General features: G+C 60.2%; 13 protein-coding genes. 3 read left to right on the top strand and 10 right to left on the bottom strand.

Translation table 11 applies throughout. The features are described from left to right. Positions 1-109: 109 nt before the first annotated feature. From mdtD to betI, 6 genes are all read right to left on the bottom strand, one after another. Entirely contained in the window at positions 110-1,537 is a 1,428-nt protein-coding gene (mdtD, locus tag HNR03_RS11700) for a multidrug transporter subunit MdtD (protein WP_259153676.1), read from the bottom strand. Between the two features lie 138 nt (positions 1,538-1,675). Next, complete coding sequence (locus tag HNR03_RS11695; RefSeq protein WP_259153675.1) at positions 1,676-3,013, bottom strand: TldD/PmbA family protein; 1,338 nt, start codon at positions 3,011-3,013, stop codon at positions 1,676-1,678. Further along, a complete protein-coding gene (locus HNR03_RS11690) occupies positions 3,013-4,455 on the bottom strand; it encodes a TldD/PmbA family protein (protein WP_259153673.1) in 1,443 nt (480 codons plus the stop codon). Before HNR03_RS11690 ends, HNR03_RS11695 begins: the two co-directional genes overlap by 1 nt. Before the next feature lie 285 nt (positions 4,456-4,740). After that, positions 4,741-6,444 carry a choline dehydrogenase gene (gene betA, locus HNR03_RS11685; RefSeq protein ID WP_259153669.1) on the bottom strand — a complete coding sequence of 568 codons (1,704 nt, stop codon included), beginning with the start codon at positions 6,442-6,444 and terminating at the stop codon, positions 4,741-4,743. Positions 6,445-6,595: 151 nt separating this feature from the next. Beyond that, positions 6,596-8,068 carry a betaine-aldehyde dehydrogenase gene (betB, locus tag HNR03_RS11680; protein ID WP_259153661.1) on the bottom strand — a complete coding sequence of 491 codons (1,473 nt, stop codon included), beginning with the start codon at positions 8,066-8,068 and terminating at the stop codon, positions 6,596-6,598. A 109-nt stretch (positions 8,069-8,177) separates the two neighbouring features. Beyond that, entirely contained in the window at positions 8,178-8,771 is a 594-nt protein-coding gene (gene betI, locus HNR03_RS11675) for a transcriptional regulator BetI (protein ID WP_259153660.1), read from the bottom strand. 378 nt (positions 8,772-9,149) lie between these two features. Between betI and HNR03_RS11670 the strand changes: the two genes are divergently transcribed. Then, positions 9,150-11,099, top strand: a complete 1,950-nt coding sequence (locus HNR03_RS11670) for a BCCT family transporter (RefSeq protein WP_259154163.1) — start codon at positions 9,150-9,152, stop codon at positions 11,097-11,099. 224 nt (positions 11,100-11,323) lie between these two features. On the opposite strand, the gene choV is transcribed toward HNR03_RS11670, so the two are convergent. The 3 genes from choV to HNR03_RS11655 all read right to left on the bottom strand — a co-directional run bounded on the left by choV (position 11,324) and on the right by HNR03_RS11655 (position 14,358). Continuing rightward, entirely contained in the window at positions 11,324-12,502 is a 1,179-nt protein-coding gene (choV, locus tag HNR03_RS11665) for a choline ABC transporter ATP-binding protein (protein ID WP_259153659.1), read from the bottom strand. Further along, a complete protein-coding gene (gene choW, locus HNR03_RS11660) occupies positions 12,499-13,344 on the bottom strand; it encodes a choline ABC transporter permease subunit (protein ID WP_090178816.1) in 846 nt (281 codons plus the stop codon). Before choW ends, choV begins: the two co-directional genes overlap by 4 nt. A gap of 66 nt (positions 13,345-13,410) precedes the next feature. Beyond that, the gene (locus HNR03_RS11655) at positions 13,411-14,358 is read right to left on the bottom strand and encodes a choline ABC transporter substrate-binding protein (protein WP_259153655.1); all 948 of its coding nucleotides are present in this window, start codon (positions 14,356-14,358) and stop codon (positions 13,411-13,413) included. A gap of 435 nt (positions 14,359-14,793) precedes the next feature. Here HNR03_RS11655 and HNR03_RS11650 point away from each other — a divergent pair, with 435 nt between their 5' ends. Together HNR03_RS11650 and HNR03_RS11645 are read left to right on the top strand one after the other, a co-directional pair. Beyond that, on the top strand, positions 14,794-16,170 hold the full coding sequence (locus HNR03_RS11650) for an L-serine ammonia-lyase (protein ID WP_222588777.1): 1,377 nt from the start codon (positions 14,794-14,796) through the stop codon (positions 16,168-16,170). Positions 16,171-16,710: 540 nt separating this feature from the next. After that, a complete protein-coding gene (locus tag HNR03_RS11645) occupies positions 16,711-17,814 on the top strand; it encodes a GlxA family transcriptional regulator (RefSeq protein ID WP_090178827.1) in 1,104 nt (367 codons plus the stop codon). Between the two features lie 130 nt (positions 17,815-17,944). Here HNR03_RS11645 and HNR03_RS11640 read toward each other — a convergent pair whose 3' ends face one another. Continuing rightward, positions 17,945-18,208, bottom strand: coding sequence for a hypothetical protein (locus tag HNR03_RS11640; protein ID WP_090178830.1), 264 nt, complete (start codon positions 18,206-18,208; stop codon positions 17,945-17,947). Between the last annotated feature and the right edge of the window lie 164 nt (positions 18,209-18,372).

Genomic DNA, 18,372 nt, shown 5'->3' with positions numbered 1-18,372 from the left:
CCAGGCAAGGCGAAAATAGACGAGAAAGCGGAGTTGGCTTTAGCCAATGAGCATTTCGAGTCTGTTTTCAACGCAGCATGGTCGAGCGCAGGCACTTCTCGTCCAGAAACTAAGGTTCGATGTGCTCCTCTGGACGTTTGACGCGCCGTCCGTCTTCCTTTGACAGCTGGGAGAAGATCGTCGCCGCCAGCATTGCCATGATTCCGACGGTCACAAAGGTCAGCTGGAAGGCACCCAGCACCGTGTCGACACCATCGTTGCCGATTTCTGCGGTGAAGCCACCGAGCAGCGCACCGGCGCAGGCAACCCCCAGGCTCAGGGACAATTGCGCGACCACCGACAGCAGGCTGTTGCCGCTGCTGGCGCTGGCATCGTCGAGGTCGATCAGGGTCACGGTGTTCATCGCGGTGAACTGCAACGAGTTGATCGCGCCGAGAATGGCCAGCATCCCCAGCAATAACCAGTACGGCGTGTGCTCACTGACCAGGCCCATGCTCGCCAGCATCAGCCCCAGCGCCAAGGTGTTGCCGGTCAGTACGATGCGATAGCCCAAGCGTTCGATCAGCGGTCGCGCCACCGACTTGGCGACCATCGCCGCAGCGGCCAGCGGCAGCATGCTCATCCCCGCCTGGGACGGCGAATAACCCAGCGCCACTTGCAGCAACAACGGTACGAGGAACGGCAACGCGCCGCTGCCCAAGCGGGCGAACAGGTTGCCGAGAATGCCCACGGCAAAGGTCCGGGTCTTGAACAGTGACGGCGCGAACAACGGATTCTCGGTGTGCCCGGCCCGCAACCAATACGCCGCCAGGCACGCCATGCCGCCGAACAGCAGCAACATCACGCGCAAGTGCGGCAGGTGCAGTTCACCCAGGCCTTCCATGGCGATGGTGATCAGCACCATCGCCGCGCCAAACAGCAAAAAGCCCAGGCTGTCGAAACGCGTGCGTTCGGTGCCGCGCAGGTCAGGGATGAATTTCCATACGGCGTAGCAGCCGACGGCACCCACTGGCAGGTTGATCAGGAAGATCCAGTGCCAGGTCAGGTATTCCACCATCCAGCCGCCCATGGTCGGGCCGATCAACGGGCCGAGCAGTCCGGGAATGGTGATGAATCCCATGATCCGCACCAGTTCCGAGCGCGGGTAGGCGCGCAGGACCACCAGCCGCCCGACCGGCAGCATCAGCGCACCGCCCAGGCCCTGAATCACCCGGGCACCGATCAGCATGCTCAAGGTGCTCGACAACGCGCAAAGCAGTGAGCCGAGGCTGAACAGCAGGATGGCGCCGAAGAAGATTTTCTTGGTGCCGAAGCGGTCAGCGATCCAGCCGGAGGCGGGGATCAGCAAGGCGACGGTGAGCATGTAGGCGATGATCACGCCTTGCATGCGCAGCGGATCCTCGGCCAGATCGCGAGCCATGGCGGGTAGGGCGGTGTTGAGAATGGTCCCGTCGAGGGATTGCATGAAGAAAGCGATGGCGACGACCCACGGCACCCAGCGGGCGGTGACAGCGTCGAGAGGTTGGCGGTTGGGCATGGGACCTCATTTGATTTGAACGTTGATCGTTCCCACGCTCTGCGTGGGAATGCCTCAATGGACGCTCCGCGTCCGCTTCGGCAGGGACGCAAAGCGTCCCGGGCTGCATTCCCACGCGGAGCGTGGGAACGATCGGTATCAGAGGGTCAAGGTCAACCGGCTGACCAGCGCACCCGGCAACAACGACGAAGCCGTGGCTCGCTGGCTGTAAGTACTGGCGGATAACATCAGCTCCCGCTCCTCGGTCAATGCTTCCAGGTGCGAACCGAGCAAGCTGTAAGCACTGTCATCAAAGCGCATCGTACTCACCGGCGCCTGGATCTCGCCGTTCTCGACCCAGAAGGTCGCAAACCGCGTCATGCCGGTCAGGCGCGCCGCCGGTTGGTCGGAGTAGTTCAGGTACCAGAGGTTGCTGATGTACAGCCCGGTGCCCAGTTGCTTGAGAATCTCGGCGTCAGGCAATGTGCCCGCCGCCATGTTCAGTGCGCTCGGCATTTCACCGCCACCGGCGCCATTGGCCGTCAGGCCGTACTCGGCTGCGCTGCGTGAATTGACCATCTGCGCCCCAGCCTTGCCTTCGACAATCAAGCCAAGATCGCTGCGCGGATAACCTTCGCCGGAAAACGCCGGGCTCAACGAGCCGCTGACCTTTTCATCGACCGACACCAGCGGGCTGAACGAACTGTCTCCCGCGTACAGTTTCTGCAGCGGACTGTGTTTGCTGGCAATCGACTGCGCCGAGAAACCGCCCCAGCCGAGCATGTCCATGATTTCTCCCAGGGCAGCGGGCGCCAGGTAGGCGCGATACTGACCGGGCGCGAGGGTGCGTTGCGGCCTGCCCAGAAACGCCAACTGTTCGCGCGCCTGGGCAAAGCGCCTGGCAAACCCTTCGCTGCTCCAGTCGTGCCCGGCGTAGCTGGCTTTCACCGCTTGGCCATTGTCATGGAACAGGCTGAAGTCAAAGTTGAAGCTGTTAGCCTGATGCCAGCCGAACGCACCTGCCGAACTGGCGAAGCCACGACTGATCGGCCCGGCGGCATAGAAACCCACCAGGTCCAGCCCTTCGGCCGCCCGGGTGATTTCAGCGACCACGTGTTCAGTGTCCGGCAGCGGGCGCTCCTGCACGTTCTTGCTCTGCCAGCCGTTGTGATTGAGCAGCAGGTACGGATCCTTCGGCAGCAGCGGCAGTGTTTCACGTAACTGTTGCAACCCTTCCGCCAGTCGCTGACGGTCGACTTCAGCGTCGCCGGCCAGGGTGATGTGGAGGTCGGCATGCCGGCCTTCGTTGATCAGTTTGAAACCGACGCTCGCTTGCTGCACCTGTCCGGCCTGACGCACCTTGGCGTGGTTGAAGCGCACGAAGGCCGAGGATTCGGCGGCGTAGCTGAGGGTGAATTGCTCCGGCTCGCGAATCGCATCGCGCAGCCAGGTCACCAAGGCCTTGAACGAGGCGGCCTGATTGTTGGACGTACTCATCAGGCGTCTCCCCCAAACACATCAACGTTGCTGAACACGCAGGCCGGCGAGGCATGACCGACGCGGATCACCTGGTTCGGTTCACCCTTGCCGCAGTTCGGTGTGCCCAGGACCTTGAAGGTGCTGGCGTCGCCGACGGCGCTGAGACTCTTCCAGAATTGCGCGGAAATCGCCCGATAGTTCGGGTTCTTCACCACGCCTTTGAGCTCACCGTTTTCGATCAACTGCGCCCATTCGCAACCGAACTGGAATTTATTGCGTGCATCGTCGATCGACCATGAGCGGTTGGTCGACATCATGATGCCGTGCTCGATGTTGCCGATCAGTTGCTCCAGCGGTTGATCGCCGGGCTCGATGTTCAGGTTGGCCATGCGGTCGATGGGCGGGCGATTCCACCCGCAGGCGCGGCTGTTGGCGACGCCGTCCATGCCGGCACGGAATTGCGAAAGCGCGCCGCCCAATGGACGCAGCAGCAAGCCTTCCTTGATCAGAAACTGTTTGCTCGCGGCCGTGCCGTCGTCGTCATGGCCGTAGCTGGCGAGCTGTTCGGGAATGTCCGGATCGAAGGTCACGTTGAGCAGTTTCGAGCCGTATTGCAGATGACCGAAATCTTCTGCCTTGACGAAACTTGTGCCGGCGTAATTGCGTTCATCGCCGAGGATGCGATCCAGCTCCAGCGGATGGCCGATGGATTCGTGGATCTGCAGCATCATCTGGTCGGGCATCAGCAGCAGGTCGCGCGGACCTTGCGGAGTGTTGGGCGCCAGCAGCAATTGCAACGCCTGGTCGGCGACTTTCGGGCCGGCACCGATCAGCCCGCAACGGCTGATCACATCAGCGCTGCCTTGCTGGCCGAAGTTCTCGCGACCAAGGCTGCGGGTCTGGCTGTCGCTGCCGTCGTAGGCGGTGACATCCAGGCCCGGGTAGACGAACCGTTGCGCCTGACGCAGTTCGGCGCCGGCGCTGTTGAGGTAGATCTGCTCGACGTGGGTGATGCCGATGCTCACCTGCCAGTTCACCAGTCGCTCGTCCTTGGGCACGGACGCGGATTCGGCGCCGAGCAATTGGTAGCAATCGCTCAGGGACGGGATGGGCTGGTCGAGGTTCGGCGAGAAATAGTCGGCGCGGTCGCTGGAAACGGCTTGTTCGCGCAAGTCCAGCAAGGCGTGGGGCTTGAGGCGTCGCGCTTGTTGCTCGGCCTTCTCCAGTGCGGCTTGCAGGCCTTGTTGGGACAGGTCGTTGGTCGCGGCGTAGGCTTCGACACCGTTGACGCGTACGGTCAGCATCGCGCCTTCGTCACGGCTCAGGCTCGGAGGTTCGGCGACATTCTTGCGCACCGACAGGTACTGGCCGGATTCGCGCACATAACGCAGCGAAAAGAATTCAGCGCCCGTGCGCAAGGCAGCGAAACGCTGCTTGAGCTGGGGGTGGAAATCGAACATTCGGGAACCTCCTTGGTATGGAGTGGCGGTGTAGCGGTGTTGCGAAGGGGGGTGAAACGTTTGCGTGGCGCTAGATTAGGCCTGTGCGGGGAGCGATATCAAGAGTGGAGCGGTGTAGGAAAGGATTACCTGGGGGTGTCGGATGGGGATGTGTTGTTTGGTAGGACCCCTTCGCGAGCAAGCCCGCTCCCACACTGGATTTTCAGTGAACACAAAATTTGTGCTCACCCGAGATCCAGTGTGGGAGCGGGCTTGCTCGCGAAGGCAGCACCGCGGTGTTACGAATTACTGCGCAGTCGGGCTCACATCACGCAACGGCTTGCCACGCACTGGCGTATCGCCGGCCACGAAGTAAGCTGCCTTGCTACGCGGCAATGGCTTGCGACCACGGATCTTGTCGGCGATTTTCTCGGCAATCATGATCGTTGGCGCGTTCAGGTTGCCGGTGGTGATGATCGGCATGATCGAAGCATCGACCACGCGCAGGGCTTGCATGCCATGCACACGACCTTCGCCATCGACCACAGCCATTTCGTCGGTGCCCATCTTGCACGAGCAGGACGGGTGGAACGCGGTTTCGGCGTGTTCGCGGATGAACTTGTCGAGCTGCTCATCGGTTTGCACGTCGATGCCCGGGCTGATTTCGCGGCCACGGAATGCGTCCAGTGCAGGCTGCTGCATGATTTCACGGGTCAGGCGGATGCCGTCACGGAACTCCTGCCAGTCCTGCTCGGTGGCCATGTAGTTGAACAGGATGCTCGGGTACTCGCGCGGATCCTTGGACTTGGCCTGGATGCGACCCCTGCTCGGCGAACGCATGGAGCCCATATGCGCCTGGAAGCCGTGTTCTTTCACGCCGTTGCTGCCGTTGTAGTTAATTGCGACCGGCAGGAAGTGGTACTGGATGTTCGGCCAATCGAATTCCGGACGGGTGCGGATGAAACCGCCGGCTTCGAACTGGTTGCTGGCGCCGATGCCGGTGCCGTTGAACAGCCACTCTGCCCCGATAGCTGGCTGGTTGTACCAGAGCAGCGACGGGTACAGCGAGACCGGTTGGGTGCAGGCGTATTGCAGGTACAGCTCGAGGTGATCCTGCAGGTTTTCGCCAACGCCCGGCAGGTCGTGGACCACCGGGATGTCGAGTTTTTTCAGCAGTTCGGCCGGGCCGACACCGGAGCGTTGCAGGATCTGCGGCGAAGCGATGGCGCCGGAGCACAGCAGCACTTCTTTGCGGGCGCGGGCTTCAACACGCTCTTCAGCCGCACCGATCAGGTAACGCACGCCGACGGCACGCTTGCCTTCGAACAGGATCTTGTCGGTCAGGGCGTGGGTGATGATGGTCAGCGTCGAACGCTTTTTGGCGATGTCCAGGTAACCGCGAGCGGTGCTGGCGCGACGGCCGTTCGGCGTCACGGTGCGGTCCATCGGACCGAAGCCTTCCTGCTGGTAACCGTTGAGGTCTTCGGTGCGCGGGTAACCGGCCTGCACGCCTGCTTCAACCATCGCATGGAACAGCGGGTTGTTGCCGGCTTTGGGCGTGGTCACGCTGACCGGGCCGTCGCCACCGTGGTAGTCGTTCGGACCGATGTCACGGGTCTCGGCCTTGCGGAAATACGGCAGGCAATCGAGGTACGACCAGTCTTCCAGACCCGGCAGTTTCGACCAGTTGTCGTAGTCCATCGCGTTGCCGCGGATGTAGCACATGCCGTTGATCAGCGAAGATCCACCCAGGCCCTTGCCGCGACCGCATTCCATCCGGCGACCATCCATATGTGGCTCTGGATCGGTTTCGTAGGCCCAGTTGTAGCGACGGCCTTGCAACGGGAACGCCAGGGCCGCCGGCATTTGCGTGCGAAAATCCATGCGGTAGTCCGGCCCGCCCGCTTCGAGCAGCAGGACGGTGACGCCTTCGTCTTCAGTCAGACGGGTCGCCAGGGTGTTACCGGCCGAGCCGGCACCGATAATGATGTAATCGAATTCTTGGGACATTGAATGCACCCTCTTTGAAGTTGGTCAGGTCTGGCCACGGCGAGTGCTGCGCACTCGATCGCCAGCAGGCTGGCTCCCACAGGGGGATGTGTAATCCTGTGGGAGCCAGCCTGCTGGCGATGACGGCCTGGCAGGCGAATCAGTTGCCTGCTTAGAAAACCGAGGCGTAATCGCCCAGTTCGACCTGTACCGATTTAATGCGCGTGAAGTTGTTGAGAGAGCTGATCCCGTTTTCACGGCCCACGCCCGACTGCTTGTAGCCACCAACCGGCATCTTGGCGTCGGATTCGCCCCAGGCGTTGATCCAGCAGATACCGGCTTCCAGTTGATGAATCACGCGGTGGGCGCGGTTCAGGTCCTTGGTGACGACACCGGCGGCGAGACCGAAGTCGGTGTCGTTGGCACGACGGATCACTTCTTCTTCGGTTTCGTAAGTCAGGATGCTCATCACCGGGCCGAAGATTTCTTCGCGAACGATGGTCATCTCATCGGTGCAGTCGGTGAACACGGTCGGTGCCACGAACGCGCCTTTGGCGAATTCGCCTTCGGTCAGACGGTCGCCGCCGCACAGTACGCGAGCGCCTTCTTCCTTACCTTTGGCGATGTAGCCCAGCACGCTTTCCATGTGGGCGAAGCTCACCAGCGGACCGAAGTTGGTGTTCTCGTCTTCCGGGTTGCCGACGCGGATGCGCGCAACGCGTTCAACGATCTTGGCTTCGAAGGCAGCCTTCAGGTGGCTTGGTACGAACACGCGAGTGCCGTTGGTGCAGACCTGGCCCGAGCTGTAGAAGTTGGCCATCATCGCGGTGTCGGCGGCGCGGTCGAGGTCGGCGTCGTCGAAAATGATCAGCGGAGATTTGCCGCCCAGCTCCATGGTCACGTCTTTGAGCGACGAAGCGGAAGCGCTGGCCATGACCTTCTTGCCGGTGTCGGTGCCGCCGGTGAAGGAGATTTTTTCGATGCGTGGATGCTCGGTCAGCCAGGTGCCGACTTCACGACCGCTGCCGGTCAAGACGTTGAACACGCCAGCCGGAAGGCCTGCTTCGGTGTAGATCTCGGCCAGTTTCAGCGTGGTCAGCGAGGTGACTTCGCTTGGCTTGAAGATCATTGCGTTACCGGCTGCCAGGGCAGGCGCGGATTTCCACAGGGCGATCTGGATCGGGTAGTTCCACGCGCCGATACCGGCGACGACGCCCAGCGGCTCGCGACGGGTGTAGACGAACGAAGTGGTGCGCAGCGGGATCTGCTCGCCTTCGATGGCGGGCACCAGGCCTGCGTAGTATTCCAGCACGTCGGCACCGGTAACGATGTCGACATACTTGGTTTCGGAGAACGATTTGCCGGTGTCCAGGGTTTCCAGGGCGGCCAGTTCATCGTTGCGCTCGCGCAGGATGTCGACGGCACGGCGCAGGATGCGCGAACGCTCCATGGCGGTCATCGCAGCCCAGATTTTCTGGCCCTTTTCGGCGCTGACCACAGCGCGCTCGACGTCTTCCTTGGTCGCACGCTGAACGATTGCGAGGACTTCACCGTTAGCCGGGTTGATGGCTTCGAAGGTGGCGTCGCTGCTGGCGTCACTGTAGCCGCCATCGATGTAGAGTTTTTGCAGTTCGAAACGGGCCATAAAGTCCTCGCAAGTGCATAAGTGGTTGGCGTTGACCACTGGGCGTGCCGTGTAGCCTGGGCATCGCTGATCAGTGGCGGTTCAGGTGGTTGAGCGTTTTATGTGTGCTCTAACTCACCTGCTTGGCCAATTGGATATCCATGTATTCGTAAGCGATCCGTTGCGCCTGCTCGGTGTCGAAAGCATCTCCCGACAGCGCGCCGCGCAACCACAAACCGTCAATGAGGGCTGCCAGGCCCCGGGCGGCGCTGCGCGCTTGATCAAGCGGCAACGCACGGCGGAACTGGCAGCACAGGTTGGAATACAGACGGTGATCGTTGATCCGCTGCAACCTGTGCAAAGACGGCTGGTGCATGCTGGTGGCCCAGAAGGCCAACCAGGTTTTCATTGCCGGGCCATTGACCTGGCTGGCGTCGAAGTTGCCTTCGATAATCACCTGCAGATGCGCCCGCGGGCTGTCATCTGTCAGCGCCTGACGGCGCGCGGTGACGTTCTCGCTGAGGACACTCATCAGATACCGCATCGTGGCGGCGATCAGGCCATTCTTGTCCTGAAAATAGTGACTGATGATGCCGTTCGAGACACCGGCCAAACGGGCGATCAGCGCAATGCTGGCGTCCCCCATTCCGACCTGATCGACGGCCAGTAGCGTGGCTTCGATCAATTGCTGGCGACGGATGGGTTGCATACCGACCTTGGGCATCTTGCACATCTCCTTAGGCCTCTCGGTGGACGAATACGCCTACCGGATTGAGGGCCAGTCTATTTTGTTTTGATTGAACGTTCAATCAACAAAGAATAAGATCTGCGACAATTCGTCGCTGCCTACAGGTTTTTCCTGCTCGTAGTTAGCGGAAAACCGACATCACAAAATGCTCGAAACCCGTGCGCACTGGCGCTCACGGGCTTCGGGCTTTTTTCGGGGTGTCTTTATATCACCCGCCGGTCGGCTGCCAACTAACCGATTGGTCGGGTAACGCGTTGCCTTGTGTTCTTCTCTCGCACTGCCTGGAGCATCTGTGCCATGAGTTCTGCCTCTCTTATAAAGACCCCGCCCGAGAAGGTGACGGTCAACGGTTGGGTGTTCTACACCTCTACCGCGCTGATCCTGTTGTTGACCGCCATTCTGATCATCGCCCCGCAAGAGGCTGGCAGATTGCTCGGTATTGCCCAGGCCTGGTTGTCCCGCAGCTTCGGCTGGTACTACATGGTGGTGATTGCCGCTTATCTGGTATTCGTCGTCGGCCTGGCGTTTTCGTCCTACGGCAAACTCAAACTGGGCAGCAAGGATGACACCCCGGACTTCAGCTACGGCGCCTGGGCGGGGATGCTGTTCTCGTCGGGTATCGGCATCTCGCTCTTGTACTTCGGTGCTTCGGAGCCGCTGGACCACTACTTCAATCCGCCGGAAGGCGTTTCGGCCAGCAACATGGCCGCGCGTCAGGCCGTGCAACTGACGTTCCTGCACTGGGGCCTGCATGGCTGGGCGATTTACGCCCTGGTCGGCTTGGCCGTGGCGTACTTTGCGTACCGTCACAACCAGCCGCTGGCGTTGCGTTCGGCGCTGTATCCGCTGGTGGGCGAGCGCTGGGTCAAAGGCGCGGCCGGTCATGCCGTGGACGGCTTCGGCATGTTCGTGACCCTGCTGGGGCTGGTGACGAACCTGGGGATTGGTTCGCTGCAAGTGTCCTCGGGCCTGGAAAACCTGTTCGGCATGGCACACAGCAACACCAACCTGCTGATCGTGATCATCGTGATGAGCACCGTGGCGACCATCGCCGCCGTGTCGGGCGTGGAAAACGGCATTCGCCGTCTGTCCAACCTGAACATCGTGCTGTTCAGCGGTTTGCTGATTTTCGTGCTGCTGTTCGGCCCGACCCTGCACCTGCTCAATGGCTTCGTGCAAAACATCGGTGACTACCTGAACGGTGTGGTGCTGAAAACCTTCGATCTCTACGTGTACGAAGGCGACAGTGAGAAGTCCGACCGCTGGTTGGGCCTGTGGACCTTGTTCTACTGGGCCTGGTGGATTTCCTGGGCCCCATTCGTCGGCATGTTCATCGCGCGTATTTCCCGTGGTCGTACGGTGCGTGAGCTGGTGGCTGGCGTACTGCTGATCCCGCTGGGTTTCACCCTGGCGTGGCTGTCGATCTTCGGTAACTCGGCCCTGGACCTGGTGATGAACCATGGGGCGGTGGAGCTTGGGAAGACGGCGCTCGAACAGCCGTCCATGGCGATCTACCAACTGCTTGAGCATTACCCGGCGTCGAAGATTGTGATCGGCGTGTCGATCTTTGTCGGTTTCGTGCTGTTCCTGACCCCGGCGGATTCCGGCGCGGTGATGATGGCCAACCTTTCCTGCAAGGGCGGCAATGTCGACGAAGATGCGCCGCACTGGCTGCGGATTTTCTGGTCGGCGGTGATTACTCTGGTGACCATCGGCCTGCTGTTCGCCGGTAACTTCGAAGCCATGCAAACCATGGTGGTGCTGGCCGGTCTGCCGTTCTCGGTGGTGCTGGTGTTCTTCATGTTCGGCTTGCACAAGGCGATGCGCCAGGACGTGCAGATCGAACAGGAGCAGGCGGAACTGGCTGCGCGCGGTCGTCGTGGTTTCAGCGAGCGTTTGACCCAATTGGATCTGCAACCGAACCAGTCGATCGTTCAGCGCTTCATGGATAAGCAGGTCAGCCCGGCGCTGGAAGATGCGGCGGTGCAATTGCGTGCCCAAGGGCTGGATGTGCAAACGCTGCTGGGCAAGTCCAAGCGTTGCATGGGCGTGCGGATCGAGATGGAAGAGGGCAACCCTTTTGTCTACGAAGTGAGCCTGGATGGCTATCTGGCAGCGGCGAGCGATACGGTGTCGGCGGAAAGTGCCGATGAACCGCGTGCGCGCTATTACCGCGCCGAGGTCTACCTGCACAACGGCAGCCAGGACTATGACCTGATGGGCTTTACTGCGGATCAAATCACCCGTGACGTGCTCGATCAGTTTGAAAGCCATCGGCAGCTCCTTGGCCGGGTTTATAGCTGAGTAGCGAGATGATCGTTCCTGCGCTTGGCGCAGGAACACAAAGGGGCTCAAGTTGAGCCCCTTTTTTGTGCCTGATCGTTCCCACGCTCTGCGTGGGAATGCCGCCACGGACGCTCTGCGTCCGCTTTTGAATCGTGACGCGGAGCGTCACAGGATGCATTCCCACGCGGAGCGTGGGAACGATCACGCCGCGATCCTCTCGCGGCGTTTTTGTGTCTGCTGCCTTACCCCAGGTTCTTGCCGAGCAGCGCGTGATACAGCTCGCTGTCGCCGAGAATCCCGACCACTTTGTTGTTGTCGTGCAGCACCAGTTTGTTGCCGGTCTGATAACGAATCTGCAATGCATCACGCATGCCGATGTTCGAGTCCACCAGCGTTGGGCGACGGCCCAGGCCTTCAACCGCTTGCCCTGGAATCCAGTTCTGCAGATCCAGGCTCGCACCGTTCTGACGGGCACCCTTGATGGTGTTGCCTTCGGCCAGGTCCAGCCACGAATCGCCGCCCGGATCGAGGCAGACGGAGCCGTTGATGCGTTTGCAGTTGTCCAGGGTGCGCATCAGGCTGCGACCGCACAGAACGTTCAGCGGGTTGGTGTGGGCCACGAAGGTCCGCACGTAGTCGTCCGCCGGGTTCAAGACGATCTCTTCCGGCTTGCTGTACTGGATGATCCGACCGTCTTTCATGATCGCGATACGGCTGCCGAGCTTCAGGGCCTCATCGAGGTCGTGACTCACGAACACGATGGTTTTGTGCAGCTTGCGTTGCAGTTCCAGCAGTTCGTCTTGCAGGCCTTGGCGGATCAGTGGGTCGAGTGCCGAGAACGGTTCGTCCATCAGCAGGATGTCGGCGTCCATCGCCAAGGCGCGGGCCAGGCCCACACGTTGTTGCATACCGCCGGACAGCTCGTTGGGTTTCTTGTTGCGCCATTGGGTCAGGCCCACCAGCTCAAGCTTGTCGTCCACCAGTTTGCGCCGCTCTTTTTCAGGGCGCCCCTGCATTTCCAGACCGAAGCTGATGTTCTCGCGAACGGTCAGCCAAGGCATCAGGGCGAACTTCTGAAACACCATCGCAATGCGCTTGGTGCGCATCATTTTCAGTTCCGCCGGGGTGCAGGAGGCAATGTCTATCTGCCTGCCTTCGTGCTCGACGAACAGCTTGCCACGGCTGACCGTGTTGAGGCCGTTGATGCAGCGCAGCAAACTGGACTTGCCGGAGCCGGACAGGCCCATCAGTACGCAGATTTCACCTTTTTCGACATCCAGGCTGGCTTTTTCCACGCCTACGATCTGCCCGGTCTTTTTCAGGATCTCGTTACGGGTCATGCCTTGATCCAGCAGCTTGAGAGCCTCGCGTGGATCCTTGGAGAAGATAACGTCGACGTTATCGAAGCGAATAATGCTCATGCGTCACCCCCTACTTTGGCGTCGGGTTGTTTGCAGATACGGTCGAGCATGATCGCCAGCAGTACGATCGCCAGGCCTGCTTCGAAGCCCAGGGCGATATCAGCAGTGTTCAGTGCGTTGACCACGGGTTTGCCCAGGCCGTCGGCGCCCACCAGTGCCGCGATCACCACCATCGACAACGACAGCATGATGCACTGGGTGATACCGGCCGCGATGCTTGGCATGGCGTGGGGCAGTTCGATTCGCGAGAGCAGCTGACGTCGCGAGCAGCCAAAGGCCTTGCCGGCGTCCATCAGTTCTTCCGGAACATCGCGAATACCCAGGTAAGTCAGGCGGATAGGCGCGGCAATCGCGAACACTACCGTTGAGATCAGGCCCGGGACCACACCCAGACCGAAGAGGGTCAGGGTAGGAATGAGGTACACGAAGGTCGGCACGGTCTGCATGAGATCGAGCACCGGACGCATCAATGTGTAGAACATCGGTTTATGCGCAGCGACGATGCCCAACGGCACGCCGATGACTACGCAGACCAGGGTAGCGAAGAGCACCTGGGCGAGGGTTTCCATGGTTTCCTGCCAGTACCCCAGATTGAGGATCAGCAAGAAGGAGGCGATGACGAATACGGTCAGCCCCCACTTTCGTTGAATGAAGTGTGCCAGTAGCGCGATGAGGCCGATCAATGCCAGCGGGTTGAACCAGGTCAGCGCAAAAGTCACGCCGTGGATCATCGTTTCCAGTGACACGGCGATTGCGTCGAACGTGCTGGCGCCGTGTTGCGTCAACCATTCAACGAAGCCCGCGATGTACTGGCCTAAAGGGATTTTCTGATCAATCAGCATGGTAGTGAACGTCCGCATGCAAGGAAATAAACAGCCCGGGCGAGCGAACCCGCCCGGCGTAAGCGATTACTGCGCGAGCTTGGCTTTAACGGCCTCCAGGCCTGGTTTACCGTCAATGGTGGTCACGCCAGCGAGCCAGGTATCGAGGACCTGTGGGTTCTTTTTCAGCCAGGCCTTGGCGGCCGCGTCAGGCTTCATTTTGTCATCCAGGATGTTGCCCATCAGCGAGCTCTCCATGTCGACGGTGAACTCCAGGTTTTTCAGCAACTGTCCAACGTTGCTGCATTCCTGGACGTACCCCTTGCGGGTGTTGGTCGCCACGGTGGCGGCACCGAAGTCCGGTCCGAAGAAATCGTCACCACCGGTGAGGTATTGGATCTTGAAGCGTTTGTTCATCGGGTGCGGCGCCCAGCCGAGGAACACCACGGCGGTGTCGCGTTTTTGGGCGCGGTCAACCTGCGACAACATGCCGGCTTCACTGGACTCGACCACTTTGAAACCAGCGTCTTTAAGGCCGAAGGCGTTCTTGTCGATCATACTCTGGATCAGGCGGTTACCGTCGTTTCCAGGTTCGATGCCATAGATCTTGCCGTCGAGCTCTTTCTTGAATTTGGCGATGTCGGCGAAGTCATGCAGCCCTTTGTCGTACAGCGCTTGCGGCACGGCGAGGGTGTACTTGGCGCCGGTCAGGTTGGTGCGCACGACATCGACGGTGCCGGCATCACGGTAAGCCTTGATGTCGTTTTCCATGGTCGGCATCCAGTTACCGAGGAACACGTCCATGTTCTTGCCGTCGGCCAGGGACTTGTAGGTCACCGGCACGGAAATCATCGTGGTTTTGGTCTTGTAGCCGAGGGCGTCGAGCACGACGCTGGTGGTGGCGGTTGTTGCGGTAATGTCGGTCCAGCCGACATCAGAGAAGTTTACGGTACTGCACTGAGCGGGTTCTGCAGCTTGAGCCAGTAACGGCAGACTCAGCATGGCGGCCAACAACAACGACGGGGAACCTTTCATGGATGGACTCCTTGGTGTTTTTTTTGGCAGTGTTCCGACTGGACCACCGCACTTATAGGTTGCGGTTGGATGGCGTTTTGGAGACAGCTCTACCACGGCGCCTTGCAATCGAGTCGATACGATCATGTACCAGTGAAAATCTGACGCCTACAGGGGGCGTCGTAACCAGTACAGGGATGGTCGCATCCAGTGTCGGTGACGTCGTTTACAGCTTTTTTCAGCCCTTTTTCCCCCTCTGATCCGCTAAAAAACGGCGAAAACATTGCGTCGCCGCCTCGCGGCGTTAGTGGGCATGAGTGCGTCGGTGTGAGACGTCGAACGACATGACAAAAGCCTGATGATGCGGCCATCTCGGCGGATTGCAGCTTGAGCGTAGCAGCTCCGCCACTGGGCGCCTTTGCGTCTGGAGTCGGCACATCCAGGAGTTCGGCAGTAATGGCTATCAGTGTTTTCGACCTGTTCAAAATCGGCATCGGCCCTTCCAGTTCGCACACCGTGGGGCCTATGCGGGCCGCCGCGCTGTTCGTGCAAGGTTTGCGTGAGCAGGGTCTTTTGGAACAAGTACGGCGCGTCGAAGTTCAGCTTTACGGGTCGTTGTCGGCTACCGGCATCGGTCACGGCAGCGACAACGCCGTGATCATGGGCCTGATGGGCGAGTGGCCGGATGCGATCGATCCGTCGCAAATCGGCATTCGTATCGAAACCCTGCGCGAAACCCACACCTTGTTGCTAGACGGTCGCTTGTCGGTCCCGTTCATCTGGGCCCGGGACATGCGCCTGATCGACGAAAACCTGCCATTCCATCCCAACGCCATGACCCTGATTGTCGAAGGCGATGACGGCGAACTGCATCGCGACACCTACTATTCCATCGGCGGCGGTTTTGTCGTCGATGAAGCGCAGGCGTCCAGCGGCGTGGTCGATCTGGACAGCACAGTATTGCCGTACGATTTCTCCAGCGCCGTCGAACTGCTCAGTCTTTGCAAGCAGCACAACCTGCGCGTGGCTGAATTGATGATGGCCAACGAAAAGGTCTGGCGCAGCGAAGAAGAAATCCGCAGCGGCCTGATGAAACTCTGGCGCGCCATGCAGGATTGCGTTGACCAGGGCCTCAAGCACGAAGGCATCCTGCCCGGCGGATTGAATGTGCGTCGTCGTGCGGCCAAATTGCATCGCAGTCTTCAAGAGTTGGGTAAACCCAATGTCATTGGCTCGACCTTGAGCGCCATGGAGTGGGTCAATCTTTTCGCCCTCGCGGTCAACGAAGAAAACGCCGCCGGCGGGCGCATGGTGACAGCACCGACCAACGGCGCGGCGGGGATTATTCCGGCGGTTCTGCATTACTTCATGAAGTTCAGTGAAGCGGTGACGGACGCCAACGTGGTCGACTATTTCCTCAGTGCCGCCGCGGTGGGGATTCTTTGCAAGAAAAACGCTTCGATCTCCGGTGCCGAAGTCGGTTGCCAGGGTGAAGTCGGTTCGGCCTGTGCGATGGCGGCGGCGGGGTTGGCGGAGATTCTCGGCGCCACGCCGGAGCAGCTGTGCAACGCGGCGGAGATCGGTCTGGAACATAACCTCGGTTTGACCTGCGATCCGGTGGGCGGGCTGGTTCAGGTGCCGTGCATCGAGCGCAATGCGATTGCGGCCGTAAAAGCGATCAACGCGGCGCAGATGGCGTTGCGCGGTGATGGTCAGCACTTTATCTCGCTGGATCGGGTGATCCGGACCATGCGTGATACCGGTGCGGACATGCATGACAAATACAAAGAGACATCGCGCGGTGGATTGGCGGTCAGCGCGGTCGAGTGTTGAGATTGAGTTGACCCCATCGCGAGCAAGCCCGCTCCCACAGGATTTGTTGTGTGGCCGAGAACTAAGGCACACCAAAAATCCTTGTGGGAGCGGGCTTGCCTGCGATAGCGCCAGACCAGTCAAAACTGCGCGCTAAGTGAACACCGAATTCAAAACGCGCCACGTTTTGGCGCGTCGCTTACAGATAAGTGACTCATCCATGGCCAGGGATCCAAAATGGCCATTACCGCCTGTCACCTGTGCTTGCGGTGACACTCTCCCTCAGGTCGCTGTAGCCCTGTTCCCACAAGTGCTACCGATTTGCTCAAGCCCAACGGGGCAGAGCGCTTCCCGCCGATAATGGCACTTATAACCCCCACTCTGCGCACGGCTTATATAGACACGCCGCGACGTCGTTTTCAGGAGTTATTGAATGCCCATTCAACTTTAGGCATGGCAATTGCTCTGTCATTACAAAGCCCGTCTCCCACGCGAGAACGATGGCAATAACAAGAGCCTCCGCCTGAGGCCATCACCCGCTTTGTGTGAGGAGATACCGCGATGACGACGTTCAACTCAGGGGCCCAACCCCAGAACCGTGCGCCTCAATCCATCGGCTTTCTGCTGCTGGACAATTTCACGCTTATTTCTCTGGCTTCCGCAGTAGAACCACTGCGCATGGCCAACCAATTGTCCGGTCGCGAGTTGTATCGCTGGTCGACGCTCACCGTCGATGGCGGTCAGGTCTGGGCCAGTGACGGTCTGCAGATCACCCCCGATTGCTCCATGCACAAAGCGCCACCCCTGGACACCATCATTGTCTGCGGCGGTATCGGCATTCAGCGCACCGTGACCCGCGAACACGTGTCATGGTTGCAAAGCCAGGCTCGCCAGTCGCGCCGTCTTGGTGCGGTCTGCACCGGCAGCTGGGCCCTGGCGTGCGCCGGCCTGCTGGACGGATTCGATTGCAGCGTGCACTGGGAATGCCTGGCCTCGATGCAGGAAGCCTTCCCCCGTGTGGCCATGAGCACCCGCTTGTTCACCCTCGACCGTAACCGTTTCACTAGTTCCGGCGGCACCGCGCCACTGGACATGATGCTGCACCTGATCAGCCGCGATCACGGTCGTGAACTGTCCGCCGCGATCTCGGAAATGTTCGTCTACGAGCGCATCCGCAACGAGCAGGATCACCAGCGCGTGCCGCTCAAGCACATGCTGGGGACCAATCAGCCGAAATTGCAGGAAATCGTCGCGCTGATGGAAGCCAATCTGGAAGAGCCGATCGACCTCGATGAACTGGCGGTGTATGTCGCTGTTTCGCGTCGTCAGCTGGAGCGTCTGTTCCAGAAATACCTGCACTGCTCGCCGTCGCGTTACTACCTGAAACTGCGCCTGATCCGGGCTCGGCAACTGCTCAAGCAAACGCCGATGTCGATCATCGAAGTGGCGTCGGTCTGTGGCTTCGTGTCCACGCCGCACTTCTCCAAGTGCTACCGCGAATACTTCGGCATTCCGCCACGTGACGAGCGCGTAGGTTCGAACACCACGCAACAGGTGGCGATGATGCCGCTGCCACAAGCCTTGGTACTGTCGCCGTTGTCCGGGCCGTTGTCGGCGTTGAGTCAGGCGCGTAATGAGTCGACGTTCGCCAGCGTAAGGCTCTGATGCTCTGATCGTTCCCACGCTCTGCGTGGAAATGCCTCAATGGACGCTCTGCGTCCGCTTCGGCAGGGACGCGGAGCGTCCCGGGCTGCATTCCCACGCAGAGCGTGGGAACGATCAGTGGAGGAAGTATTCAGGCGCTACGGCTCTGCTGGTAGGCCGCCAACGCTGGCAACAATTGCTTGTCGATCGCCTGGCGCACGGCTGGCAGGATGGTCGCGCTGCTGGTGTACATCTGCTTGACCATCGTACGCAGTGTCATTGCCCGTTCATCGTTCAAGCCTCGCACTGCGCACTCGCAAGCCTGCTCGGCCGTGGCCCCGCTCGGCACTTGAAAACCCAATGATTTCAGCTGGCCCAACAGGTCTTCCTGGTCTATCAAATCGGCGTGCATCATGACGCAATCCTTCTTTAGGGAACGGTGTCTTGGTTCGATTCTCATAGGGGTGCGAAGTGGCGGCAAGGACGATTTGTCGCAATGGCCGCAATACCTATGAACAGGTCGTTTTCGGCTAACTTGTGATTCAAGGGAGTGGGCACACTGGATTCAGCTGGCTACAC

Source organism: Pseudomonas sp. JAI111 (assembly GCF_024809425.1).
Classification (GTDB): Bacteria; Pseudomonadota; Gammaproteobacteria; order Pseudomonadales; family Pseudomonadaceae; genus Aquipseudomonas.
The sequence above is the reverse complement of the archived record's forward strand: the minus strand, read 5'-3'. Positions and strand labels throughout refer to the sequence as shown.